Source organism: Ferribacterium limneticum (genome assembly GCF_020510565.1).
In the GTDB taxonomy this organism is placed as follows: domain Bacteria; phylum Pseudomonadota; class Gammaproteobacteria; order Burkholderiales; family Rhodocyclaceae; genus Azonexus; species Azonexus limneticus_B.
Genome location: NZ_CP075189.1, coordinates 3,257,291 through 3,282,223, shown reverse-complemented (window position 1 = coordinate 3,282,223; position 24,933 = coordinate 3,257,291). Strand labels below are relative to the sequence as shown.

General features: G+C 59.7%; 24 protein-coding genes and 7 tRNA genes. 21 read left to right on the top strand and 10 right to left on the bottom strand.

What is annotated here, in order from left to right; genetic code table 11:
• Positions 1–45: 45 nt before the first annotated feature.
• From KI610_RS15655 to gltX, 7 genes are all read right to left on the bottom strand, one after another.
• Positions 46–122 (bottom strand) — tRNA-Asp (locus KI610_RS15655).
• A gap of 12 nt (positions 123–134) precedes the next feature.
• Positions 135–210, bottom strand: a tRNA-Glu gene (locus tag KI610_RS15650).
• 31 nt (positions 211–241) lie between these two features.
• Positions 242–317 (bottom strand) — tRNA-Ala (locus tag KI610_RS15645).
• Between the two features lie 88 nt (positions 318–405).
• Positions 406–482 (bottom strand) — tRNA-Asp (locus KI610_RS15640).
• Between the two features lie 17 nt (positions 483–499).
• Positions 500–575: transfer RNA gene (locus KI610_RS15635), tRNA-Glu, on the bottom strand.
• 24 nt (positions 576–599) lie between these two features.
• A tRNA-Ala gene (locus KI610_RS15630) sits at positions 600–675 on the bottom strand.
• 64 nt (positions 676–739) lie between these two features.
• Positions 740–2,134: a glutamate--tRNA ligase gene (gene gltX, locus KI610_RS15625; RefSeq protein WP_226495885.1), complete on the bottom strand. Its 1,395-nt coding sequence runs from the start codon at positions 2,132–2,134 to the stop codon at positions 740–742.
• Between the two features lie 96 nt (positions 2,135–2,230).
• Between gltX and KI610_RS15620 the strand changes: the two genes are divergently transcribed.
• A tRNA-Val gene (locus KI610_RS15620) sits at positions 2,231–2,305 on the top strand.
• Between the two features lie 110 nt (positions 2,306–2,415).
• Here the strand turns inward: KI610_RS15620 and KI610_RS15615 are convergent.
• Together KI610_RS15615 and KI610_RS15610 are read right to left on the bottom strand one after the other, a co-directional pair.
• On the bottom strand, positions 2,416–2,955 hold the full coding sequence (locus tag KI610_RS15615; protein ID WP_226495884.1) for an antibiotic biosynthesis monooxygenase: 540 nt from the start codon (positions 2,953–2,955) through the stop codon (positions 2,416–2,418).
• On the bottom strand, positions 2,952–4,625 hold the full coding sequence (locus KI610_RS15610; RefSeq protein WP_226495883.1) for a sigma-54-dependent Fis family transcriptional regulator: 1,674 nt from the start codon (positions 4,623–4,625) through the stop codon (positions 2,952–2,954). The genes KI610_RS15615 and KI610_RS15610 overlap by 4 nt, the downstream gene beginning before the upstream one ends.
• A 444-nt stretch (positions 4,626–5,069) precedes the next feature.
• Between KI610_RS15610 and KI610_RS15605 the strand changes: the two genes are divergently transcribed.
• From KI610_RS15605 to KI610_RS15575, 7 genes are all read left to right on the top strand, one after another.
• Positions 5,070–5,345: a phenol hydroxylase subunit gene (locus KI610_RS15605; protein ID WP_226495882.1), complete on the top strand. Its 276-nt coding sequence runs from the start codon at positions 5,070–5,072 to the stop codon at positions 5,343–5,345.
• Positions 5,346–5,380: 35 nt separating this feature from the next.
• A complete protein-coding gene (locus KI610_RS15600) occupies positions 5,381–6,370 on the top strand; it encodes an aromatic/alkene monooxygenase hydroxylase subunit beta (RefSeq protein ID WP_226495881.1) in 990 nt (329 codons plus the stop codon).
• Positions 6,371–6,378: 8 nt separating this feature from the next.
• Positions 6,379–6,648: an MmoB/DmpM family protein gene (locus KI610_RS15595; RefSeq protein WP_226495880.1), complete on the top strand. Its 270-nt coding sequence runs from the start codon at positions 6,379–6,381 to the stop codon at positions 6,646–6,648.
• A gap of 14 nt (positions 6,649–6,662) precedes the next feature.
• Positions 6,663–8,216, top strand: coding sequence for an aromatic/alkene/methane monooxygenase hydroxylase/oxygenase subunit alpha (locus KI610_RS15590; RefSeq protein ID WP_226495879.1), 1,554 nt, complete (start codon positions 6,663–6,665; stop codon positions 8,214–8,216).
• A gap of 62 nt (positions 8,217–8,278) precedes the next feature.
• The gene (locus KI610_RS15585; RefSeq protein ID WP_226495878.1) at positions 8,279–8,638 is read left to right on the top strand and encodes a phenol hydroxylase subunit P4; all 360 of its coding nucleotides are present in this window, start codon (positions 8,279–8,281) and stop codon (positions 8,636–8,638) included.
• A 12-nt stretch (positions 8,639–8,650) separates the two neighbouring features.
• Entirely contained in the window at positions 8,651–9,712 is a 1,062-nt protein-coding gene (locus tag KI610_RS15580) for an NADH:ubiquinone reductase (Na(+)-transporting) subunit F (RefSeq protein WP_226495877.1), read from the top strand.
• A 19-nt stretch (positions 9,713–9,731) separates the two neighbouring features.
• On the top strand, positions 9,732–10,073 hold the full coding sequence (locus KI610_RS15575) for a 2Fe-2S iron-sulfur cluster binding domain-containing protein (protein WP_226495876.1): 342 nt from the start codon (positions 9,732–9,734) through the stop codon (positions 10,071–10,073).
• A 92-nt stretch (positions 10,074–10,165) separates the two neighbouring features.
• Here KI610_RS15575 and KI610_RS15570 read toward each other — a convergent pair whose 3' ends face one another.
• Positions 10,166–10,882, bottom strand: coding sequence for a GntR family transcriptional regulator (locus KI610_RS15570; protein WP_226495875.1), 717 nt, complete (start codon positions 10,880–10,882; stop codon positions 10,166–10,168).
• Between the two features lie 187 nt (positions 10,883–11,069).
• Here KI610_RS15570 and KI610_RS15565 point away from each other — a divergent pair, with 187 nt between their 5' ends.
• From KI610_RS15565 to KI610_RS15505, 13 genes are all read left to right on the top strand, one after another.
• Positions 11,070–11,996: a catechol 2,3-dioxygenase gene (locus tag KI610_RS15565; protein ID WP_226495874.1), complete on the top strand. Its 927-nt coding sequence runs from the start codon at positions 11,070–11,072 to the stop codon at positions 11,994–11,996.
• The gene (locus KI610_RS15560; RefSeq protein ID WP_226495873.1) at positions 11,996–12,418 is read left to right on the top strand and encodes a GlcG/HbpS family heme-binding protein; all 423 of its coding nucleotides are present in this window, start codon (positions 11,996–11,998) and stop codon (positions 12,416–12,418) included. The genes KI610_RS15565 and KI610_RS15560 overlap by 1 nt, the downstream gene beginning before the upstream one ends.
• A gap of 30 nt (positions 12,419–12,448) precedes the next feature.
• Positions 12,449–13,903, top strand: a complete 1,455-nt coding sequence (locus tag KI610_RS15555) for a 2-hydroxymuconic semialdehyde dehydrogenase (RefSeq protein WP_226495872.1) — start codon at positions 12,449–12,451, stop codon at positions 13,901–13,903.
• Between the two features lie 10 nt (positions 13,904–13,913).
• A complete protein-coding gene (locus tag KI610_RS15550) occupies positions 13,914–14,738 on the top strand; it encodes an alpha/beta fold hydrolase (RefSeq protein WP_319004191.1) in 825 nt (274 codons plus the stop codon).
• 12 nt (positions 14,739–14,750) lie between these two features.
• A complete protein-coding gene (gene dmpE / locus KI610_RS15545; protein ID WP_226495870.1) occupies positions 14,751–15,533 on the top strand; it encodes a 2-oxopent-4-enoate hydratase in 783 nt (260 codons plus the stop codon).
• A gap of 14 nt (positions 15,534–15,547) precedes the next feature.
• A complete protein-coding gene (locus tag KI610_RS15540; protein ID WP_226495869.1) occupies positions 15,548–16,342 on the top strand; it encodes an SDR family NAD(P)-dependent oxidoreductase in 795 nt (264 codons plus the stop codon).
• Between the two features lie 24 nt (positions 16,343–16,366).
• A complete protein-coding gene (locus KI610_RS15535) occupies positions 16,367–17,281 on the top strand; it encodes an acetaldehyde dehydrogenase (acetylating) (protein WP_226495868.1) in 915 nt (304 codons plus the stop codon).
• Between the two features lie 16 nt (positions 17,282–17,297).
• Positions 17,298–18,329, top strand: a complete 1,032-nt coding sequence (gene dmpG / locus KI610_RS15530) for a 4-hydroxy-2-oxovalerate aldolase (RefSeq protein WP_226495867.1) — start codon at positions 17,298–17,300, stop codon at positions 18,327–18,329.
• On the top strand, positions 18,326–19,114 hold the full coding sequence (gene dmpH / locus KI610_RS15525; protein WP_226404597.1) for a 2-oxo-3-hexenedioate decarboxylase: 789 nt from the start codon (positions 18,326–18,328) through the stop codon (positions 19,112–19,114). Before dmpG ends, dmpH begins: the two co-directional genes overlap by 4 nt.
• Positions 19,115–19,123: 9 nt before the next feature.
• Positions 19,124–19,315: a 2-hydroxymuconate tautomerase gene (locus KI610_RS15520; RefSeq protein WP_226404599.1), complete on the top strand. Its 192-nt coding sequence runs from the start codon at positions 19,124–19,126 to the stop codon at positions 19,313–19,315.
• 250 nt (positions 19,316–19,565) lie between these two features.
• Positions 19,566–20,531, top strand: coding sequence for a WD40/YVTN/BNR-like repeat-containing protein (locus tag KI610_RS15515; protein ID WP_226495866.1), 966 nt, complete (start codon positions 19,566–19,568; stop codon positions 20,529–20,531).
• 20 nt (positions 20,532–20,551) lie between these two features.
• Complete coding sequence (locus KI610_RS15510) at positions 20,552–22,942, top strand: efflux RND transporter permease subunit (protein ID WP_226495865.1); 2,391 nt, start codon at positions 20,552–20,554, stop codon at positions 22,940–22,942.
• Between the two features lie 65 nt (positions 22,943–23,007).
• Entirely contained in the window at positions 23,008–24,921 is a 1,914-nt protein-coding gene (locus KI610_RS15505) for a DUF1302 family protein (protein ID WP_226495864.1), read from the top strand.
• The last annotated feature ends 12 nt before the right edge of the window (positions 24,922–24,933 follow it).

The following is a 24,933-nucleotide window of genomic DNA, read 5'->3' as shown; positions in this document are numbered from 1 at the left end:
CGCAGGTGAACTAAAAAGACCAGCCTGGGCTGGTCTTCAAGTAGTTGGCGGAGTGGACGGGACTCGAACCCGCGACCCCCGGCGTGACAGGCCGGTATTCTAACCAACTGAACTACCACTCCGCGCTAAAACCTTGGCGTCCCCACGGGGATTCGAACCCCGGTTACCGCCGTGAAAGGGCGGTGTCCTAGGCCTCTAGACGATGGGGACCCGGACTTTCAGTACTGCCTAGTTCGGCGCTTGGTGGAGGTACGCGGGATCGAACCGCGGACCTCTTGCATGCCATGCAAGCGCTCTCCCAGCTGAGCTATACCCCCACATTCGAGAGACAGCCGAACTATCTGGATACGAGGCATTTGCCTCCTACCCGAAAAAAAACCGGACGGGTCCGGTTTTCTTAAACGTTGGCGGAGTGGACGGGACTCGAACCCGCGACCCCCGGCGTGACAGGCCGGTATTCTAACCAACTGAACTACCACTCCATTTACTACCAAAACCTTGGCGTCCCCACGGGGATTCGAACCCCGGTTACCGCCGTGAAAGGGCGGTGTCCTAGGCCTCTAGACGATGGGGACCCGGACTGTTTTCTTTCGCACTTTTGGTGGAGGTACGCGGGATCGAACCGCGGACCTCTTGCATGCCATGCAAGCGCTCTCCCAGCTGAGCTATACCCCCGCCGCGAAAGAAGGCCGCATTATAGGGACCTGCTTGGTCCTTGTAAAGGGCCTTTCGCGATTTTTCAGAGATGTTTCGACAGAGCCACGACAACGTGGTCGCGACCGATCATCTCGACCAGAGCGTCAACCGAGGGCGCCTGCGCCGTTCCGGTCAGGATGATGCGCAGCGGCATGGCCAGCTTGGGCATTTTCAAGCCGTGCTTGCCAATGACTTCCTTGACCAGCGCATTGATCGCCGGTGTTTCCCAGGCGACGGTGGCGAGGCCGGAAACAAAATCTGCCAGGGCCGGAAGGGCTTCTGCTGAGAGGTGCTGGGCGAGCAATTCCGGATTGGCTTCGGCCTTGGTGTAGAACACCTCGACGGCATCGGCCAGCACATTTAACGTATTGCTGCGGTCGACATATAAAACGACTGCTTTTTCCAGATCAGGGCCGGCGCTGGTGTCGACGCCGCGTGCAGTCAGAATGGCCTTGATCCGTGCGGTGAGTTCGGCCGGAGGTGTCAGCTTCATGTAGTGCTGGTTCAGCCACAACAACTTCTCGGTGTTGAACTGGGCGGCTGAGGCGGTGATGTGGTCGAGATCGAACCATTCGACGAACTGCTGGCGCGAGAACACTTCTTCATCGCCGTGCGACCAGCCGAGGCGGGCGAGGTAGTTGATCACGGCCTCGGGCAGGAAGCCGTCTTCGTCATACTGCATGACTGAAACCGCGCCATGGCGCTTCGACAGCTTGGCACCATCGTCACCGAGGATCATCGACAGGTGGGCGTAGGTCGGCACTTCGGCGCCTAAAGCGGCGAGGATGTTGATCTGGCGTGGCGTGTTGTTGACGTGGTCGTCGCCACGGATGACGTGGGTGATGCCCATGTCCCAGTCGTCGACGCAGACGCAGAAATTGTAGGTCGGCGTGCCGTCGGCGCGGGCGATGATCAGGTCATCCAGTTCGGTGTTGGCAAATTCGATGCGACCCTTGACCTGGTCATCCCAGGCGACGACGCCGCCCTGCGGATTCTTGAAGCGAACGACTGGCGGGATGTCGGCCGGTGCTGCAGGCAACGTCTTGCCTGCTTCAGGGCGCCAGCGGCCGTCGTAGCGCGGCTTTTCTTTCTTCGCTTCCTGCTCGGCGCGCAGGGCATCGAGTTCTTCGCGGCTGGTGTAGCAGTAATAGGCGCTGCCGTTGGCCAGCATCTGCTGGATCACTTCCTTGTAACGCTCCATCCGCTGCATCTGGTAGAACGGACCTTCATCGTGCTCCAGACCCAGCCACTGCATACCGTCGAGAATGGCCTGGACGGCTTCCGGCGTCGAACGGGCAACATCGGTGTCCTCGATGCGCAGGATGAAAGTCCCGCCATGGCGTCGGGCATAGGCCCAAGAAAACAGTGCGGTGCGGGCGCCACCGATATGAAGATAACCGGTGGGGCTGGGAGCAAAACGGGTGCGGACAGGCTTCATGGGATGCGTAATCTATGCAGAAACAAAGAGTGCTATTCTAGCCGACCCGCGTTTGACCGGCTTGGCGACTTATGGTTAAATGCGCCCCTCTCAAGTGGGCGGTTAGCTCAGCGGTAGAGCACTGCCTTCACACGGCAGGGGTCACTGGTTCGATCCCAGTACCGCCCACCATTCAAGAGAAAACAGAAACCCGCTCAGCGCAAAGCTTGGCGGGTTTTTTGTTTTTAGGTTCCTACGGTCAACCGGAAAAAACGGCTAAAAATGAAATCGTCGAAGCGCGCCTATTTTTTGACCAGCCACCACGACATCCAGCGCGATAGTCGTGGCATCACCAGGTAGGACATCGCCAGCGCGACCAGGGAGGTAAAAACGGCGGTTCTGAGCAGGAAAGGCCAGCTGGCTAGGAGTGGCGAGACCAGCCAGAGCAGGAGCGAGACGGTCGGGAATATGCCCAGCCAGCTGACAAAGGTCATTCGCCATTTCGCTGGCGGGCGGCTGGCCGGAATGGCGGTGGGTGCGAACCAGGCGTCGAGGCCGGTGAGCAGGCGGTATTCCGGATCGCCTTCGGCGACGGCGCGCAGTCGTTCTTGCCAGAGGGCGCGCTGGGGCGAGCCGTTCCAGCGGTCGAGGTCGGCTTCGGTGGCGAAACGCTGGAGTATCTGGTATTCGCCGCCGGCGTCTTCCGGCGGGATGAGCTGGGCGGCAAGATAGCCGGGAAAGCCGCTGGCATCGGCAAACATGGCGCGGATCAGCGCTTCGTAGGCCTCTTCGCAGCCCGGCTTTGCCTTGCGGCGGACGACGCGAACCAGTGGTTCGCTCATGGCGTGTTGCGCTTCAGTCGGTATTGCAGTTGGGGGCGGGTAATGCCGAGAACGCGGGCGGCGCCGGCCAGATTGCCATCGGAGCGTTTGACGGCTTCGGTCAGCAGTTCCTCTTCGAGTTGTTCGAGTGACATGCCACTCGAAATGATCGAGTCGAGCAGGCTGGAACTGCACTTTTTGGCTTTGCCCTGTTCCAGCGAGCCCGATGCGGAAATGGCGGATTCCCACGATTTCGCTTCGCTGACGTGCGTGAACAGGTGTTCCAGTTCGATCCAGCCGCCTTGCGGGGCGAGGATGACGCCGCGCTCGATCATGTTTTCCAGCTCCCGGACATTGCCCGGCCACGGGTAACCTTTCATCGCCTGCAGCGTCTTGTCGGTGACGCCGAGCAGGCGTTTTTCATGCAGCGTCGAGAAGCGGCCGAGCATCGCTTCGACCAGCGGCTGAATGTCGGCGACCCGCTCGCGCAGCGGCGGAATGGTGACCGGATAGACGTTCAGACGATAGTAAAGGTCGGAGCGGAAACGACCTTCCTTGACGGCATTGGCCAGATCGACATTGGTCGCCGCAACCAGCCGGATATTGACCTTGCGCGTCCGGTCGTCGCCGAGGCGCTCGATTTCACCTTCCTGCAGCACACGCAGCAGTTTGGCCTGGGCGGCCAGCGGCAATTCGCCGATTTCGTCGAGAAACAGCGTGCCGCCATCGGCCCGTTCGAACTTGCCCATACGCGAGCTTTGCGCGCCCGTGAATGCCCCTTTTTCGACGCCGAACAGTTCTGATTCGATCAGGTCGTGGGGCAGGGCGGCACAGTTGATGGCGACGAAGGGGCCTTGCCGGCGTGAACTTTCCTGATGCAGGGCGCGGGCAAAGCGTTCCTTGCCGACGCCGGTTTCGCCAAGAAGCAGGACGGTGACCGAGGTGCGCGATGCCTTGGAAACGAGTTCCTGGGCTTGCTTGAAACCGTTCGAGATGCCGACCAGTTGTGGCGTTTGCACGTTTTGCGTGATCGTCGTGCGGAGGTACTCGACCTGGGTGCGCAGCTCCATCAAGTGGTTGAGCATGGGGTCGGACTGGAAGTAACTGGCGTGTTCTTCCGCATCCTCCCATTCCTCGAGCGGCTTGCCGACGATCCGGCAGTGGTTGTCACCGCAGGCGACGCACTCGACTTCCTTGAACAGGATGAATTTGCCGACGAAGGCCGAGGTGTAACCCGAGGCGTAGCCGATTTGCGACCAGCAGACCGGCTCGCTCGAACGGCCGAATTCCTTCATGTGGACGTCCTGTTCCCAGGAGTTTTCCCAGAGAAATTCACCCTCGAAACTGCCGGTTTCGATGTCCATTTTGAGGTTGACCGGGGTAACCCGGACGATGCCTTCGAGCATGTGCAACTGCGGGCCCGTGAAAAACGCGTCCTGCAGCGACTGATGGGCGCGGATCCGCTTGGCCAGCTCGGCATCGCGCACGCCGGAGGCGTAGCCCATGCGGGTCAGGATGCGGCGCGTCTGGGCCTGCCCGACCGAATCCATGAGTTCCCTGCGCAGCGTGCCCAGGGCGGCCGTGTGCATGAGGATCATCCGGCTTTCGCCGAGCCAGATCGTGCCGTCGTTTTCGCAAAACTTGACCAGCGTTCGCAGGTCGTTGGATTCCGGGTAACGGATCGTACTCATCTTGTCTCTCTACCGTTGCGTGTCCTGGTTGCGGACGGCAATCGTTTTTATGTCAGCGACGCCGCTGGGCGACGTCGGCCGGTACTGCTTTCGGCAATGTGGTGCACCAAAATAATTCTCGAGATTATTTCATGGTTCTGAGATTTTGTGGGAGCACCGGGCGTTGCCTATCACCTTTGTCAAGTATAGGCGGGTCACACCCTCAACAGCGTCGCCCGGGTGACATGCGCGCGCGGAATTGACGTCATTGGCGTCTTGCTGCAATTGATCATTTGATTAACTGACAGTAAATCATTTGATCAAAACGTAATTATCGGCAAATCAAAAAATTCTCGATAATTTGCATATTGCAATAAAAACAGTACGTTGCATCTCTGGCACGCTCCTTGAGTAAGAGATGGTCTCGACGCAGTAGCGAAAGCGTCGTCATCAGGAGAAAGCAGCATGGGGCAAGAGAACGGTTTTCAGGCGGGCGTCACCTTCGATCCGAAGCGTCGCTACGTCCGCGTTTGCGAGCAGCGGCCGGACGGTTTCATCGAATTCGAGTTTGCCATCGGCGACCCGGCGCTCTGTGTCGAACTCATGCTGCCGGAAGCGGCTTTCCATGAGTTCTGCCTGGCCAATGCCGTCATCGTCCTTGATCCGGCCACGCCCGGTCAGGGCGATTGGGCGGCACGTTTGAATTCGGCGTCGCAACAGCAAATAGCCGACGCCGGCTAACCATCCCGATAGAGGGAATATAAGAGGAGACATCTATGGAAATTGATCTGCGTACAGTCGCCATCAAGCCGTTGCGACACACCTTCGATCACATCGCGCGGCGCTTCGGCGACAAGCCGGCCAGCCGCTACCAAGAAGGCACCTACGATATCCAGCAGACGGATATCTTCCACTACCGCCCGATGTGGGAGCCGGACAAGATCCTGTTCGACAAGAGCCGCACCAAGGTTCAGATGAAGGACTGGTACGCGCTCAAAGACCCGCGCCAGTTCTACTACGGCGCCTGGACGATTGCCCGTTCGCGTCAGCAGGACGCCGCTGAGTCGAGCTTCGACATGATCGAAGAGCGCGGCCTGGCCGACATCGTTCCGGATGAAATCAAGCAAACCGCCCTGGCCGTTCTGGTCCCGCTGCGCCACGTCGAGTGGGGCGGCAACATGGGCAATTCCTATATTTCCGCCTACGGTTACGGCACGGCAATTACCCAGCCCTGCCTCTACCACGCCATGGATCACCTCGCCGTGGCCCAGTACCTGACCCGTATCGGTCTGGTCCTGGATGGCCCGGAAGCGCTCGACATGGCCAAGGATGCCTGGATGGAAGCCGCGATGTGGCAGCCGATGCGCCAGCACGTGGAAAACGTCCTCGTCGTTCAGGACTGGTTCGAGATTTTCGTTGCCCAGAACCTCGTGCTCGAAGGCCTGACCTATCCGCTCATTTACGACTACCTCGACGGTGATTTCTCGGCCAATGGCGGCACGGTCATTTCGATGATGACCCGCTTCATGGGCGAGTGGTCTACCGAAACTGCCAAGTGGGTTGATGCCCAGATCAAGGTGGCGGCTGCCGAGTCGGCCGAGAACAAGGCTCTGATCAGCGACTGGGTCAAACAGTATCGCCCGCTCGTGCTCGCCGCGCTGGCCCCCATCGCCCAGCGCGCCTTTGGCGACCAGGCCGAAACGGTGCTCGCCGAAGTGACTGCCCAGTTCAACGCCCGCTGCACCAAATCCGGCCTCGCCGTCTAGGAATCCCCATGTCCAAAGTATTTATCGCTTTTCAAACGAATGAAGACACCCGCCCGATCATCGAGGCGGTGCTAGCCGACAACCCGCATGCCGTGGCCAACGAATCGCCGGCCATGGTCAAGATCGATGCCGAAGGTGAGCTGGTCATCAAGCGCGCCAGCATCGAAGAGCTGATCGGCCGCGATTTCGACCTGCAGGAACTGCAGATCAACCTCATCACCATTTCTGGCCACCTCGACGAAGACGACGACGAATTCAAGTTGTCCTGGCTGAACTGATTTAGGAGACGAACATGGATATGAACGTTAAAAAGAAGAAGCTGGGCCTCAAGGAAAAATACGCCCACATGACCCGCGGCCTCGACTGGCAGACCAGCTACCAGCCGATGGACAAGGTCTTCCCGCAGGCGACCTTCGAAGGCATCAAGATTCACGACTGGGACAAGTGGGAAGACCCGTTCCGCCTGACCATGGATGCCTACTGGAAATATCAGGCCGAGAAGGAGCGCAAGCTGTACGCCGTGCTCGACGCCTTTGCCCAGAACAACGGTCACCTTGGCATCACCGATGCGCGCTACCTCAATGCCGTCAAACTATTCCTGACCGGTATTTCACCGCTCGAATATGTCGCGCACCGTGGTTTCGCTGCCGCCGGCCGCAACTTCCCGGGCGTCGGTCCGCGTGTCGCCTGCCTGATGCAGTCGGTCGATGAAATCCGCCACGCCCAGACGCAGATCCACGCCATCTCGAATTACAACAAGCACTACGACGGTTTCCATGACTTCAAGCACATGCTTGAGCGCGTCTGGTATCTCTCGGTGCCCAAGTCCTTCTTCGACGATGCCTTCAGTGCCGGGCCGTTCGAGTGGATGATCGCCATCGGCTTCAGCTTCGAATATGTGCTGACCAACCTGCTCTTCGTGCCCTTCATGTCCGGTGCCGCCTACAACGGCGACATGGCGACGGTGACCTTCGGTTTCTCGGCCCAGTCCGACGAAGCGCGGCACATGACGCTCGGCCTCGAGTGCATCAAGTTCATGCTCGAGCAGGACCCGGACAATCTGCCCATCGTCCAGAAGTGGATCGACAAATGGGCCTGGCGCGGCATCCGCGTGCTGTCGCTGGTCGGCATGATGATGGACTACATGCTGCCGAAGCGCGTCATGAGCTGGAAGGAAGCCTGGGAAATCTATTTCGAGCAGAACGGTGGCGCACTATTCGCCGACCTGGCGCGCTACGGCATCAAGGTGCCGGAATGCCTGACCCAGTGCACCGAGGACAAGGAACACATCTCCCATCAAGCCTGGGCGACCTTCTACCAGTACGGCGGCGCTGCCGCTTTCCACACCTGGATGCCGAACGACGAGGAAATGGACTGGCTGTCGGCCAAGTACCCGAACACCTTCGACAAGTACTACCGCGCCCGCTTCACCCACTGGCGTGACGAGGCCGAGAAGGGCAACCGTTTCTACAGCAACACGCTGCCCATGCTCTGCCAGGTCTGCCAGATCCCGATGCTGTTCACCGAGCCAGGCGACCCGACCAAGATCTGCTATCGCGAATCCGAGTACGAAGGCGAGAAGTACCACACCTGTTCGGACGGCTGTAAGCACATCTTCGACGACGAGCCGGAGAAGTACACCCAGGCCTGGCTGCCGGTGCACCAGATTTATCAGGGCAACTGCTTCCCGGAAGGCACCGACCCGACCGCCGAAGGTTTCGACCCGCTGGCTGCCGTGCTCGACTGGTACCACTTCAACAATGGCCACGACAACCTCGATTTCGAGGGCTCGCGTGACCAGGCCAACTTTGCCGCCTGGCGCGGCATGGCGACCAAAAACACCTGATCGTTCTAGATGAAGGGAAGGCGGCGATGACCGTCGCCTTCCCTGATAAAAAGGAGACAAACATGGCTGTACAAGCTCTGAAAGACTACAAATTTCCCCCGGCTGACTCAGTCGACAAGTTCCATGGCGCCCAGTTGCTCTACGTCGGTTGGGACGACCACCTGATGTTCTGCGCCCCGTTCGCCTATTGCCTGCCGCCGAACACCCCGTTCAGCGACCTGTGCCAAAAATTCATGGCGCATTCCTTCGGCTATCACCCGGACTGGAAAAGCGTTGATTTCAGCAAGGTGACCTGGCTGAAATCTGGTCAGCCGTGGCAGCCGGACATGAGCAAGACGCTGGCCGAGCTGGGGCTCAAGCACAAGGACGTGCTGCGTTTCCAGACGCCGGGCCTCAAGGGCATCAACGGCAGCTGTTCCTGAGCCGGGGGCGTCATGAGTTACGAACTGACCATTGAGCCGCTCGGCCAGACCATCGAAGTCGAGGATGGTCAAACCATTCTCGACGCTGCCCTGCGCGCCGGTATATACCTGCCGCACGCCTGTTGTCACGGCCTGTGTGCCACCTGCAAGGTGCAGGTGCTGGACGGCGAAATCGATCACGGTGAAGCCTCGACCTTTGCCCTGATGGATTTCGAGCGGGAAGAGGGCAAGACGCTGGCCTGCTGCTGCCGGCTGGAGTCCGATACGGTGATCGAAGCTGAGATCGAGGAAGATCCCGATTCGCGCAACCTGCCGGTGCAGGACTATGAAGGCGAAGTGGTCCGCATCGAGGCTCTGACGCCGACCATCCGCGGCATCTGGCTAAAGCTGGACCGGCCCATGGAGTTCCAGGCCGGGCAATATATCAATCTCGAGGTGCCTTCGCTTGACGGGCAGTCCCGCGCTTTTTCGCTGGCCAATTCGCCGCAGAGCGGCGACATCATCGAACTGAACGTGCGCATCGTGCCGGGCGGCCAGGTCACGACCTGGCTGCACGAGAAGCTGGAAGTCGGCGAAAAGCTCAAGCTGACCGGTCCTTACGGCCGTTTCTTCGTCAAGAAGTCGGCCAATCTGCCGCTGGTTTTCATGGCCGGTGGCTCCGGTTTATCGAGCCCGAAATCGATGATCGAGGACTTGCTGGCCGAAGGCTTCGATCTGCCGATGACCCTGGTGTACGGTCAGCGCAGCCGCGACGAGCTGTATTACGACGCCGAGTTCCGCGACCTGGCCGAAAAGCACGCCAACTTCACCTATGTTCCTGCGTTGTCCAGTGAGCCGGAAGGTTCCGACTGGAGCGGTGCTCGCGGCTTCGTGCATGAGGCGGCGAAGGCGCACTTCAACAACGATTTTCGGGGCCAAAAGGCTTACCTGTGTGGGCCGCCGGCGATGATCGAAGCCTGTATCAGCACGCTGATGCAGGGCCGGCTGTTCGAGCGCGACATCTACATGGAGAAATTCTTCTCTGCGGCAGATGCCTCCCAGCAACTCAAAAGCCCCTTGTTCAAGAACATCTGAACGGGGCCGGGAGCGATCAATGATCTATTACAACGTGCTGATCGAGGAAACCGGCGAGAGCTTTCGTTGCTCGCCGACCGAATCGCTACTCGTCGGGATGGAACGCCTCGGCAAGAAGGGCATTCCGGTCGGTTGTCGGGGCGGTGGTTGCGGCGTCTGCAAGGTCGAGATCACAGCCGGCACTTACCTCAAGCGGGTGATGAGCCGCGAATACGTCAGTGTCGAGGACGAGGCGGCAGATCGCGTGCTGGCCTGCCGGGTGCGGCCGACCAGCGACATCAGCCTGAAGGTGATCGGCAAGATGGCTAAAAACGTCTATCGGTCGCCGCTCCAGGCGGCACCGACGACGCTCACGGCTTAGACAGCAGCTGGCGCCGACCAGCCCGGTCGGCGCCACTCATTTCTACGGTCAACCGTAAAAAATAGCCAATTTTGAAATGTGGCCAGCAGCGTTCAGGCCGCCAGTTTTTCGTTCAACTGGTCTTTCGGAATCTGCTCGATGGAGCGGAAGGTGAGCCGGATGTGCTCGCCGAGGATCGCGGTGGCCTTGTCGGCATCGCGGGCCATGGCCGCCTGCATCAGGGCTTCGTGTTCGGCATGGATGTCGCGCGGAATCGGCTTCAGGTAAAGCGACAGGCGGCGATAGCGTTCGGCCTGCTGATAGAGGATGGAGAGGAAATGCTTGAGCCAGCGCGAAGGACAAGCCGAAATCAGCACCTCATGGAAGATCCGGTTGCGTTCTTCCCACTCTTCCCGGTCATCGCTGCCGATGCGTTTTTCTTCGGCCTTGGTGAGGCGGTGGAAGGCAGCGAGCAGGTCACCTTCCCAGGCATCGTCGCCCATGGTGATCGACTGGCGCAGGGCCTCGCATTCGAGCATGACGCGGGTTTGGGTGATATCGCCGAAGTCTTCGAGGGACACCGGCGCGACGCGGAAGCCGCGCTGGCCCTGGCTGACGACGAGGGCATCGGAAATGAGCAGCGAAAGCGCTTCGCGCAGGGTGCCGGCACCGACGCCGTAGTCATCCTTGAGGTGCTCGACCCGGAGTTTTTCTCCGGGGGCGAGGTGGCCTTCGATGATGTCGCGACGCAGGGCGCGGTAGGCAGATTCGACCAGTGTTTTCGGTTCGGCCATGAGGCTGTCGCCGGTTGATGTGTTGTTGTTAGCCATGACGTGTGGGTTCGGTTCAGTGGTTTGACCAGATGGTGAAATTCTACCCTGATCGAAAGAATTTTCATGGTTTTTAAAAATCTCGAGAAAAAGTATTGACTTCGAGATTCGTTGTAAATATCGTAATGGTAAATCGATTGCGCAGATTTTTGTGTGATCGACAAACTCAAAAAACAGGAGAAGACAAATGGCAATGACTGGTGTTTTACGTCCCGGACACGCTCAGATGCGGGTGCTCGACATTGAAGAAAGCGTTGATTTCTACTCGAAGGTGCTGGGCTTGATCGAAACCGGTCGTGATGCCCAAGGCCGTGTTTATTTCAAGACCTGGGAAGAGCGCGATCACAACAGCGTGATCCTGCGTCAGGCCGATACCGCCGGCATCGACTTCTTCGCCTTCAAGGTCGATAGCGATGCGACGCTGGCCAAGTTCGAGAAGGATCTGAACGCCTACGGCGTTCCCACACGGCGCATTGAGGCCGGCGAGCTGCTCGAAACCGGCGAGCGCGTGCGCTTCACGCTGCCGACCGGCCACGACATCGAGCTGTATTCGCAAAAGACGGCCATTGGCAACGACATGGGCGAACTCAATCCGGAAGCCTGGTGTGCCTCCGCCGAAAAGGGCATCGCCCCGATCCGCCTCGACCACTGCCTGCTTTACGGTCCGGACATTGAAAAGGCCCAGGCCATCTTCCAGGACGTCCTCGGCTTCTATCTGGTCGAACACATCGCGCTCGACGACAGCCAGGATCTGGCGATCTGGCTGTCGTGCTCGACCAAGGCCCATGACATCGCTTTCGTCCGTCATCCGGAACCGGGCAAGCTGCACCACGTTTCCTTCCTGCTCGAAACCTGGGAACAGGTGCTGCGCGCCGCCGACCTGATGTCGATGAACCGCGTCTCCATCGACATCGGCCCGACACGTCACGGCGTCACCCGCGGCACGACGATTTACGCCTTCGACCCGAACGGCAATCGCTTCGAAACCTTCTGCGGCGGCAACTATGCCTACCCCGATCAGAAGGCAACGAAGTGGACCATGGATGAAGTCGGCGCTGCCGTGTTCTATCACGACCGCAAGCTCAATGACCGCTTCCTGACCGTCGTGACCTGATGCAAGTCGCCGTCAGCCAAGCCGGGATTTCAGCCGAGGCGGCTGCGGCCGCCTGTTCGGCGGCCGTGGCCCACGCCACGGCCAACGGCTGGAAGATCAATGTCGCCGTGGTTGATCGCGGCGGCAACCTGATGGCCTTCCTGCGCATGCCCGGCGCCTTCATCCACTCGATCGATATCGCCATTGACAAGGCCTTTACCTCGGCCAGCTTTGGCTTTCCGACCAAGGCCTGGATGGGGGCAATCGGTCACGACGAAGGGATGAAGCTGGGCTTTTCGGCCCAGCCGCGGTTGATCGTTTTTGGTGGCGGTTTGCCGGTGGGTTCGGGCGATTGGCTCGGCGGCATCGGCGTTTCCGGTGCTTCTGAAGCACAGGACGAAGAATGTGCGCGGGCCGGGCTAGCCGCCATCGGTCTGGCTTAAGAACAGCAAACAAAAAAGGAAAACAAGGGAATGAAGCAAATCCTGAATTTCATCAACGGCGAATTCGTCTCGACGGCAAAGCAGTTCGAGAAGCGTACGCCGCTCGATAACTCGATCATCGGCATGGTGCACGAAGCCGGCAAGCTTGAAGTCGATGCCGCCGTCCAGGCCGCCCACGATGCCCTGCGCGGCCCGTGGGGCAAGATGACCGTCGTCGAGCGCACCGACATCCTGAACAAGGTGGCCGACGAAATTACCCGCCGCTTCGACGAGTTCCTCGACGCCGAATGCGCCGATACCGGCAAGCCGAAGAGCCTCGCTTCGCACATCGACATCCCGCGCGGCGCCGCCAACTTCAAGATATTCGCCGACGTCATCAAAAATGCGCCGACCGAATTCTTCGAAATGGCGACGCCGGATGGCAAGGGCGCGCTGAACTACGCGATTCGCCGCCCGGTTGGCGTCGTCGGTGTGGTTTGTCCGTGGAACCTGCCGCTGCTGCTCATGACCTGGAAGGTCGGCCCGGCGCTGGCCTGTGGCAACACCGTTGTCGTCAAGCCGTCGGAAGAAACACCGTCGACTGCCACGCTGCTCGGCGAAGTGATGAATGCCTGTGGCGTGCCCAAGGGTGTCTATAACGTTGTGCATGGTTTCGGCCCGAATTCGGCCGGCGAATTCCTGACCACCAACCAGAATGTCAACGCCATCACCTTCACCGGCGAAACGCGTACCGGCGAGATCATCAACAAGGCAGCGGCGCATGGCTCGCGCCCGGTGTCGCTCGAAATGGGCGGCAAGAATCCGGGTATCGTTTTCGCCGATGCCGACCTCGATGTCGCCATCGAAGCCACCCTGCGCTCCTGCTTCGCCAACTGCGGCCAGGTTTGTCTGGGAACCGAGCGGGTCTATGTCGAGCGTCCGATTTTCGACGAGTTCGTCGCCCGCATGAAGGTCGGCGCTGAGAAGCTCAAGCTCGGCGTGCCGAGCGATCCGGCCACCAATATGGGGCCGCTGGTCAGCCAGGAACATCGCGACAAGGTGTTGTCGTATTACAAGAAGGCCGTCGACGAAGGTGCGACGGTCGTTACCGGCGGCGGTATTCCGAAAATGCCGGGCGAACTGGCCAATGGCGCCTGGGTGCAGCCGACCATCTGGACCGGTCTGGATGACAACGCCACGGTTGTCCGCGAGGAAATCTTCGGACCCTGTACGACGATCATGCCCTTCGACAGCGAAGACGAAGTCATCAAGCGCGCCAACAACACGACCTACGGTCTGGCCGCCTCGGTGTTCACGCAGAACATCAACCGTGCTCACCGCGTCGCCGCGCAGATGGAAGTTGGTCTGGTCTGGGTCAACAGCTGGTTCCTGCGCGACTTGCGCACACCGTTCGGCGGCGCCAAGCAGTCCGGCATAGGCCGCGAAGGCGGCGTCCATTCGCTTGAGTTCTACACCGAACTCAAGAACGTCTGCATCAAGCTGTAAGGTGTCGAGCGTGTCCGCAAACTCCCCTGAAATCGGTCGCCGAATCTTGGCGGGCGGCATTGAAACCAACTACCACGATGTCGGTAGCGGGGCGCCGGTGCTGCTCATCCACGGTTCCGGGCCGGGGGTGACGGCGTGGGCCAACTGGCGCCTGGTTCTGCCGGAACTAGCCAAGACCTGCCGCGCCATCGCGCCGGACATGGTCGGCTTCGGCTATACCGAGCGGCCGGCCGGCATTCAGTACAGCACCGATGGCTGGGTCGATCACGCCATTGGCCTGCTCGATGCGCTGGGTATCGAACAAACCGACCTGATCGGCAATTCCTTCGGTGGCGCGATAGCGCTGGCGCTGGCCATTCGCTATCCGCAGCGCGTGCGCCGGCTGGTGCTGATGGGCAGCGTTGGTGTGCCCTTCGACATTACGCCGGAACTCGACGCGGTGTGGGGTTACGAGCCGTCGCTCGCTGCGATGCGCGGCCTGCTCGACATCTTCGCCCACGACCGCAGCCTGGTTAACGACGAACTCGCCGAGTTGCGCTATCAGGCCAGCATCCGGCCCGGTTTCCAGGAATCCTTTTCGGCCATGTTCCCGGCCCCGCGTCAGCGTTGGGTCGATGCCATGGCCAGTGCCGAGGCGGACATCCGGGCGATCAAACACAAGACGCTGGTCATTCACGGCCGCGACGACCGAGTCATTCCGCTGAGCAATTCCCTGACCCTGAACTGCTGGATCGACGACTCGCAGCTGCATGTTTTCGGGCGCTGCGGGCATTGGGTCCAGATCGAACACAACCGCGAATTTAACCAGCTGGTCAGCAACTTCCTGGCCGAATAAAGAGAAAACATCATGGAACAATCGCAAATCACCCAACTCGGCGACGAACTCTACGCAGCCCTGGTCGCTGGCAAGACGGTCAGCCCGCTGACCTCGCGCGGCTTCGACATCACCATCGAGGACGCCTACCACATCCAGCAGCAGATGCTGTCGCGCCGTCTAGCCAAGGGTGAACGCGTCATCGGCAAGAAGATCGGCGTCACCAGCAAGCCGGTCATGAATATGCTCGGCGTCCATCAACCCGACTTCGGCTACCTGCTCGACGGCATGGTCTACAACGAAGGCGAATCCATCGAAATGAGCACGCTGATCCAGCCCAAGGCCGAAGGTGAAATCGCCTTCCTGCTCAAGAAGGATCTGCAAGGCCCGGGCGTCACTGCAGCCGACGTGCTGGCCGCCACCGAAGGCGTCATGGCCTGCTTCGAAATCGTTGATTCGCGCATCACCGACTGGAAAATCAAGATCCAGGACACCGTCGCCGACAACGCCTCCTGCGGCGTCTTCGTGCTCGGCGACCAGCTCGTTGATATCAGCAACATCGACCTCGGTCTGTGCGGCATGGTCCTCGAAAAGAACGGCGAAATCGTCGTTACCGGCGCCGGCGCCGCCACCATGGGTCATCCGGTCAATGCCATGGTCTGGCTCGCCAATACGCTGGGCAAGCTGGGCATTGCCCTCAAGGCTGGCGACATCGTGCTGTCCGGCGCGATGGGTGCCATGGTGCCGGTGGTCAAGGGCGACAACCTGCGCATGACCATCGGCGGCCTCGGCGGCTGCTCGGTGCGTTTCATCTAAGCCGGCGGCCCGAAATGGACCTCCAGATACATTCCAAAATTGCCGTAATTTCCGGGTCGACCGTGGGAATCGGCTTTGCTATTGCCATCGAGCTGGCTCGGGAAGGCGCCCGGGTGGTGATCAACGGTCGCAGCCAGAAAAGTGTCGATGCAGCGGTTTCCCGGCTGCGTTCGCTGGTGGCCGGTGCTGACGTAAAGGGCGTGGCGGCAGATCTGTCCACGGCTGAAGGTTGCCAGCTTCTGTTCGCTGCCTGTCCGCAGGCCGACATTCTGGTCAACAACCTCGGCATCTTCGACCCGGTACCTTTCGACGCCATTCCCGACAGCGAATGGCAACGCTTCTTCGACATCAATGTGATGAGCGGCGTTCGTCTGGCCCGCCATTATCTGCCGGCCATGAAGGCGGCCAACTGGGGACGTATCGTTTTCATCTCCAGCGAGTCGGGCGTGAACACGCCCGGTGAGATGGTCCATTACGGCATGACCAAGTCGGCCCAGTTGGCGGTGTCGCGCGGTCTGGCCCAGAGCTGCGCCGGTACGGGCGTTACGGTCAATGCCGTGCTGCCCGGTCCGACACGCTCCGAAGGCGTCGGCGAGTTCTTCGCCAAGCTGGCCGCCGAGGCGGGTATCGGCCTCGATGAGATGGAGCGCCGTTTCTTCGCCGAAGGCCGTCCGACCTCAATTATCAAACGCATGATCGATCCGGCCGAAGTGGCTGCGCTGGTCGCCTACGTCTGCAGCGCGAGAGCGGCTGCGACGACAGGCGCCGCGCTGCGCGTCGAAGGCGGGATCGTTTCCACAATTTGCTGAACAACGATCAATAAGGAAATATTGATGACCCAAAAAATCAAATGCGCCCTGATCGGCCCGGGCAATATCGGGACCGACCTGCTTTACAAACTAAAGCGCAGCCCCTTCCTCGACCCGGTCTGGATGATCGGTATTGACCCGGAATCCGAAGGTCTCAAGCGTGCTGCCGAGATGGGCCTGAAAACCTGCTCGACGGGCGTGGACGGCTTCCTCCCCCATGTCCTCGCTGACAACGTCCAGATCGCCTTCGACGCCACCTCGGCCTACGTCCACGCCGAGAACAGCCGCAAGCTCAATGCCCTCGGTGTTCTCATGATCGACCTGACGCCGGCCGCCATCGGCCCGTTCTGTGTGCCGCCGGTCAACCTCAAGGAACACGTCGGTCGCCGTGAAATGAACGTCAATATGGTCACCTGCGGTGGCCAGGCTACGATCCCGATGGTCGCTGCCGTCTCCCGCGTTCAACCGGTGGCCTACGGTGAAATCGTCGCCACGGTTTCTTCCAAGAGCGCCGGTCCCGGTACCCGCAAGAACATCGACGAATTCACCCGCACCACTGCCGGGGCTGTCGAAAAGGTCGGTGGCGCCAAGAAAGGCAAGGCCATCATCATCATCAACCCGGCCGAACCACCGCTCGTCATGCGCGACACCGTGCACTGCCTGACCGAAACAGCCCCGGATCAAGCGGCGATCACCGAATCCATCCACGCCATGATCAAGGAAGTCCAGAAGTATGTGCCTGGCTACCGCCTGGTCAACGGTCCAGTCTTCGACGGCAACCGCGTCTCCGTCTACATGGAAGTCACCGGCCTCGGCGACTTCCTGCCGACCTACGCCGGCAACCTCGACATCATGACCGCCGCCGGTGCCCGCACCGCCGAAATGTTCGCCGAAGAAATGATCAAGGGCACGCTCAAGCTTGAGCCCGTCGTTGCCTAAGGAACTGGAGAAAACAATGACCCTACGCGGCAAAAAAGTAACCGTCCACGACATGACCCTGCGGGATGGCATGCATCCCAAGCGTCACCTGATGACCCTCGACCAGATGATCAGCATCGCCACCGGCCTCGATGAAGCCGGCGTGCCGCTCATCGAAGTCACCCACGGCGACGGCCTCGGTGGTTCCTCGGTCAACTACGGCTTCCCGGCCCACACCGACGAGGAATACCTCGGCGCCGTCATCCCCAAGATGAAGAAGGCCAAGATCTCGGCCCTGCTACTGCCCGGAATCGGCACCGTCGACCACCTCAAAATGGCGCGCGATCTAGGCGTCAACACCATTCGCGTCGCCACCCACTGCACCGAAGCCGACGTTTCCGAGCAGCACATCACCATGGCGAGAAAGCTCAACATGGACACCGTCGGCTTCCTGATGATGGCTCACATGAACAGCGCCGAAGGCTTGGTCAAGCAAGCCAAGCTCATGGAAAGCTACGGCGCCAACTGCATCTACGTCACCGACTCCGCCGGTCATCTGCTGCCGGAAGGCGTCAAGGAACGTCTGTCGGCCGTGCGTGCGGCATTGAAACCGGAAACCGAACTTGGTTTCCACGGCCACCACAACCTGGCCATGGGCGTCGCCAACTCCATCGCCGCCATCGAAGTCGGTGCCAACCGCGTCGATGCGGCTGCTGCTGGCCTCGGTGCCGGGGCCGGCAACACGCCGATGGAAGTGCTGATCGCCGTGTGCAGCCTGATGGGCATCGAAACCGGTGTCGATGTCGCCAAGATCACCGACGTCGCCGAAGACCTCGTCGTGCCGATGATGGACTTCCCGATCCGCATCGACCGCGATGCATTGACGCTCGGTTATGCCGGCGTCTATGGCTCCTTCCTGCTGTTTGCCAAGCGTGCCTCCGTCAAATACGGCGTGCCGGCCCGCGACATCCTGGTTGAGTTGGGCCGGCGCGGCATGGTCGGCGGACAGGAAGACATGATTGAAGACACCGCCATGAGCATGGCACGCGAACGGGGACTGATGGCATGAAACTGAACCAGCAAACGATTGGCCAATTGGCCGAACTGCTCGAAAACGCCGAACTGCAGGCGCACGATGTCGTCAAGATTACCGATGCCAATCCGGAAATGGATTGGGATGACGCCTACGCCATCCAGAACGAAATCCTGCGCCGCAAGCTGGCCCGTGGCAATCGCGTCGTCGGCCTGAAGGCCGGCCTGACCTCGCACGCCAAGATGAAGCAGATGGGCGTTGAAACCCCGTGTTTCGGCTTCCTGGTCGATTATTTCAGCGTGCCGGATGGCGGCGAAATCAAGATCGAACAACTGATCCACCCGAAGGTCGAGCCGGAAATTGTCTTCGTGCTGAAAAAGGCCCTGAAAGGCCCGGGCTGCCACATCGGCGCCGTGTTGGCAGCGACCGATTTCATCATGCCGGGCATCGAGATCATCGATTCGCGTTACCGCGATTTCAAGTTCGATCTCAAGAGCGTCATTGCCGACAACTGCTCGTCGTCGCGCTTTGTCCTTGGCGGCCAGATGACGCCGGTCGCTGGTCTCGACCTGCGCACGCTGGGCGTGGTCATGGAAAAGAACGGCGAACCCGTCGCCATCGGTGCCGGTGCCGCCGTACTCGGCCATCCGGCAGCGGCGATTGCCATGCTGGCCAACCATCTTGGCGCCCGCGGCGAGGAGATTCCGGCCGGTACGATGATCCTGTCTGGCGGTGTGACCGAGGCTGTTGCGGTCAAGGCCGGCGATCACGTCAATCTGCGTATCCAGTCGCTGGGTGGCGTCAGCTGCCGTTTCGTTTAAGGAGACACCATGCCATTCGCGCAAATCTATTTGATCGAAGGCCGGACCGAAGAGCAGAAGAGGGCGGTCATCGAAAAAGTCAGTGCCGCCCTGGTCGAAGCGCTCGGTGCGCCGATCGAGAACGTCCGTGTCTGGATTCACGACGTGCCCAAGGCGCAATGGGGAATTGGCGGCAAGACGGCCAAAGATCTCGGGCGCTAGAAATCGAGTAGCCGGAGCGGGAAATGTCTTCCCGCACCGGCAAAACATAACGAATTGAACGTTTGCAGGGCTAATTTCCAGTGCGGAATTATCCATACCTTGTCGGTATTTAATGCTGTGTTAATTGGTATTGGACGGTATTGGTTGGGGCAATGCATAGTCTGAATAAGCCGAATTTTTAGCGGCTGTTTCAACGAAAAACGATTGAAAAAAGTGCCACCAAAAAAGGCACGGATAACCGGAGGAATAGATGGGCTGGGTGAAGAAAATATCGTGGCTGCCATTCGGCACCACCATTGCCTGCGGAGTGCTTTCCGCTTGCTCGCAAGGTCCGGACATGTCCGGGATTGCAGCGGAGCGTGAACGTTCGGTGCATCGCTATGACATCAGCCAAGCGATGGCCAGTAATGGCAAGGTGGTCGTGGTTGGTACGCAAAGCGGTGTCGTCCTGACCTCGGAAGATCAGGGCAAGAGCTGGAAACGCACGCCCCTTGGCAACACCTCGCTGGTCGACATGACCGTCTGCGGCGATCAGGGCTTCGTCGCCATCGATCATTACCACAAGGTCTGGTCGGCCGATGCCGAAGGCAAGAGCTGGAAATCGGTTCCCCTCGAAATGCCGCGTACGCCATTGGCTGTCACTTGCGACAAGCAGGGCGGCTGGTGGGTTGTTGGCGTCAATGCCGTCATTGCCGGCAGCACCGATCAGGGCAAGACCTGGAAAACCACCGATCTGGGCGAAGACACGCAGATCACCACCATTCAGTTTCTCGACGAAAAAAATGGCATCGCCCTCGGCGAGTTCGGCCTGACGGTGATGACTGACGATGGCGGCGCCACCTGGAAAAAAGGCCCGAAGATGCCGGGCGAGTTCTATCCCTACGCGGCGCTTTTCGCCAGCCGTAACGAAGGCTGGGTGTCCGGTCTGGCCGGGCAGATGCTGCACACCGCCGATGGCGGCAAGTCGTGGAGCAAGCAGGCCAATGCCACGCAGGCATCGCTCAATCGGCTGTTCATGCATGAAGGCCAGCCCTTCGGCGTCGGTGCCAGCGGCGTCATTGCCCGCCTCGAAGGCGATAGCTGGCGCGCCGTGCCGTATACCGACCCCGTGCCGGTCTTCCTGGGCGGAGGCGCTTCCCTGCCGGGACAGTCGGCCGTCGTGATCGGTGGCCCCGGTGGCCTGCTCCGTGCGGTCAGTACGCACGCCAAACAATAAGCCACGGAGAACTCAACACCATGGTTGCACAAACACGTCACGCCATTACCCACGCCCTGCATCAGGGCGAGGAATGGATTTTCCGCAATCCGAAGATCGTCCTGTCGCTGGTTCTGGCCGTCACCATCCTGTTCAGCATGGCGCTGCCCAGCCTGCGCGTGTTCACCGACTTTGCCGATCTGCTGCCGCAGAACCACGGCTACATCAAGGTCTACAACCGCCTGAAAGAAAACTTCGGCGGTGCCAACATGATCGTCATGTCGGTCGAAGTCGACAAGGGCACCATCTTCAACGATGAAACCCTGCAACTCATTCACGAGGCCACCCAAGGCGTCGACAACCTGCCGAGCGTCAACCACAACCTCGTCAGCAGCCTGACGCACCGTACGGCGCGCAAGGTCTTCCTCGACGATCAGGGCGGTTTCGCCTCCGAGTCCTACTACGATCCGCTCAAGCCGAAGCGGACGGTGGCCGAACTCGAGCAACTCAGAAACGACGTCATCGCCAACCCGACCATCTACGGCCTGCTCGTTTCGCCGGACATGAAGGCGGCGCTGATCAAGGCCCAGATGAACGAGGGCTCGATCGACTACCCGACCACCTTCGCCGCCTTGCAGAAAGTCCGCGAGACGCTGGCCCGGCCGGGGCATCAAATCTATGTGACGGGGAATCCGGTACTGACCGGCTGGGTCTATACCTATCTCAACCAGATCGTCGAGATCATGATGTGGACGCTGCTCCTGCTGTCCGCCCTGCTGATTCTCTACTTCCGGCGCTTCTACGGCGTTGCGCTGCCACTACTTGGTATCGCCCTGTCCTCGATCTGGGGCCTTGGCTTCATGGCGGCGATGGGTATCAACCTTGAGCCGCTGTCCCTGCCGATTCCCTTCCTGATCGCCGCCCGCGCAACCTCGCACGGCGTGCAACTGGTCGTGCGCTACTACGAGGAACTGGCCATCGTCCATGATGGCAAGAAGGCCGCCCGCAACGCGCTGGATGCCTTGTTCCGTCCCGGTTCGCTAGCCATCATCGTCGATGCGGTGGGTATCGCCGTGCTTGTGCTGGGCGCTGCCCCTTTCAACCACAAGCTCGGTCTGGCCGCCGGCTTCTGGGGCTTCTCGGTGATCTTCACGGTGCACTTCATGGTCCCGCTGGCTCTGACCATCCTGCCGGCGCCGAAGAACCACAAGAACGGCAACGAAGGTATTCGCGCCTTCCTCGGCAAAGCCATGTCCCTGACCGGTGGTACCGATGGCGGTGCCCGCTCGATCCTGATCCTGACCCTGATCGGCGCCATCGGCGGCACCTACTTCGTAAGCAAGGTGCAACTCGGTGAATCAGAGCCGGGCTCGCCGCTGCTCCACCTTAGTCACGACTTCAACGTGTCGACCAAGGCCATCAACACGCGCTTCCCGGGCTCCGAGGAGCTGCATGTCGCGGCGCGGACCGACGAAAAAGGCGGCATCAAGCGACCCGAAGTGATGGCGGCCATCGAACGCTTCCAGGCGCACATGCTGTCCGATCCGACACTGGGCGGTACCAAGGCCATGCCGGGCGTGCTGCGCGTGGTCAACAAGCTGACCCACAACGACGACCCGCGCTGGATGCAACTGCCCGATACGGCCGACGAAATCGGCGGCCTGATGTTCGCCTACATGGCTTCCAGCCCGATCCCCGGTGCCTTGAAGGAATTCGTCACCTCCGACGAAAACGAAGCCAACATGGTCTTCTACTACAAGGACCACCAGGCGGAAACGATCAACCGCATCGTCGCGCTGGCCGAGGAAGGCATTAAGAAGATCGAGGCCGAAGTGCCCGGCCTGCACATCGAACTGGGGGGCGGCATCATCGGCGTCACGGCGGCTGGCAACCAGGCGCTGCATACCGACCACATGATCATCATCCCGGCCGTCATGCTGCTCGCCTTCTTCATCGTCATGATCTACTACAGCTCGCTGCACGCCGGCTGGCTGATGGTCCTGCCGATGCTGTTCTCGACCCTGATGACTTACGCCTACATGGGCGCGCTCAACATCGGGATCAGCGTCAATACGGTGCCGGTCATTGCTGTCGGTGTCGGTGTCGGCATCGACTACGCCGTGTATTTCATGGACCGCATCCGCGAAGAATATGCCGTGATGCGTGACATGAAAAAGGCCGTCATCACCGCCGTCGCCACCACCGGCTACGCCGTCAGTTTTACGGCGGTGACGCTGATTGCCGGCGTCGTCATGTGGATCTTCATGTCCGATCTGCGCTTCCAGTCAGATGCCGCGATCCTTCTTTCTTTCATGCTCATCGTCAACGCGATCGCCGCCGTACTGATCGTGCCGTCATGGTGCGTCGTCTTCAAACCGAAGTTTGTGACGGCAGTGCATTACGACGAAGACGGTGTTCTGGAAAACGACTAACAACACTCCGGAAGACCGGGGGAACAGCAACCATTCTTTCAACAAAACCATTGGGGGTTTGATCCATGGAGACAAAACTGAATACTGGAAGGCGCCTGACGCTCATCGCGGCAGCGCTCTCCGCCTCTTTCGCGACACAGGCGTGGGGTGATGACCTTCCGTCCATGGGCGAGGAGTCTTCGCCCTGGCAGATCGATGTGACTTACGAGAACCATACGGCACATCGTGAGCATGCTGGCCTGGCCAAGTTCCGCAACACCATGCAGGCCGAGTTCGACAAAAAGGCCGGCAATGGCTGGGGTATCCACGGCATCCTGCGTGGTAGCTGGGACGGCGTTTATCGCATGAACAGCGGTGAGTATGGCAAGGACGCGGGTGGTCCAATCATGCTGGAAAGTGTGGGCGGGAGCGGCAGTGTTGCGCACGGCTTCGGTGACGTTCAATTATTCGGCGGTAGTACAGCCCAAATTCTGGCCAATAATCCAAACGCTGGAATGCGCGTGCTTGGTGATCGTTGGCATAACGCAGAAGGCGGGGTTACTTTTGGTGTGCCAGTCCGTCCCTGTGATGTCGATAGTCGCGGATGTCGTGATTTCGGTGGATACGGCGATCAGGGAATTTCGGAACTCGAGGCTCCGGAATTCAATAAGCGACTCGATTTCGTCCGCGAGTTGTATGTCAAGAAAACCTTCAATCTGGCCGAGGGCAAGGATCTTTTCCTGAAGCTTGGTAAGCAACAGGTTGTTTGGGGACGTACGGACCTCTTCCGTGTTCTCGATGTGATCAATCCGGTCGACTATTCGCGCAACAACATCTACGACGAGCTGTCCGATATTCGCATCCCAATGTGGATTGCCCAGGCGGAATACCGCATGGGGGCTAGCGACATGATGCAGGACCGCAACTTCCAGCTGGTTTGGAACTTCGATCAGTTTCGTGCCAACAATCTCGGCCAGTGCGGGTCACCAAACGTGATTCTGGACGCTGGTTGCTTCTTCCGTGGTATGGCCAACCTTTGGGACAACGGTGGCACCGTTTCGAATTTTGCTGGTGGAGTTTTGGCAACTAATTTTGGCCCTGGCCAGATTGGTATCCGTAACGTTCACCTTCCTGAGTGGTCATTGGCCAACACTCAACTTGGCGGGAAGTTTGAGGGTGTTACGGCAAATGGCCTCTCGTTCTCTCTCAATGCCTTGCACTATCGTTCCCAGCTGCCCAGCCTGCATGCCTTCGGTAACACAACGGCGACAGTAAACCCGGCAACCGGGGTGTCGGAAACTTCGAAGAAGCTGATCGCTTTCGATATGCATTTCCCGCGTGTCAATTTGCTCGGCGGTTCGATGGACTTCCAGTTGCCAGCTATTGGCGCTGCGGTTCGGATGGAAGGTGCCATGACTTGGGGTGAGGAGTTCGCCAACTCTACGCGTGATGAGTTGTATTCCAAGAACAAGGTGTTCCGGAGTGTGATCGGGATTGATCGTCCTACCTTCATTCCTTTCATCAGCGAAACATCGGCAACGTTGATTTCAGCCCAGTTGTTCTATCAGCATATTTTCAATCACGAACTTCGGGACGCGCCGCTGGGCAAAATCGGCATGGTGGACTGGGAGGATAACTTTATTGCCACCCTGCTCATCAAGGGTTTCCTGAAAAATGGAACGGTCAGCCCGCAAGTCATCTTTGCCCATGATTTCCAGGCACAAGCGACAGCCATGGCGCCGCAGGTCGAGTGGAATGTTACGAACGATCTCAAGGTGACCATCGGTGCCAACTACAAGCTGGCGGAAGGGCGTGGGCGCTGGAAGTTCGATGACTGCCGTACTTGTGCTCCGTTTGTTCAATTTGCGGCACCTGGCCAAGCAGTTGGTGAGAACTACGGCCTCGGCGGCATGGAACCCCTCGGCCGCTTCCGCGCTGGCCCGATTGGTGCCGCGTACAAGGAAAACGACATTTTTGTTCGCCTGAACTACAAGTTCTAATTTAAGTCTGGA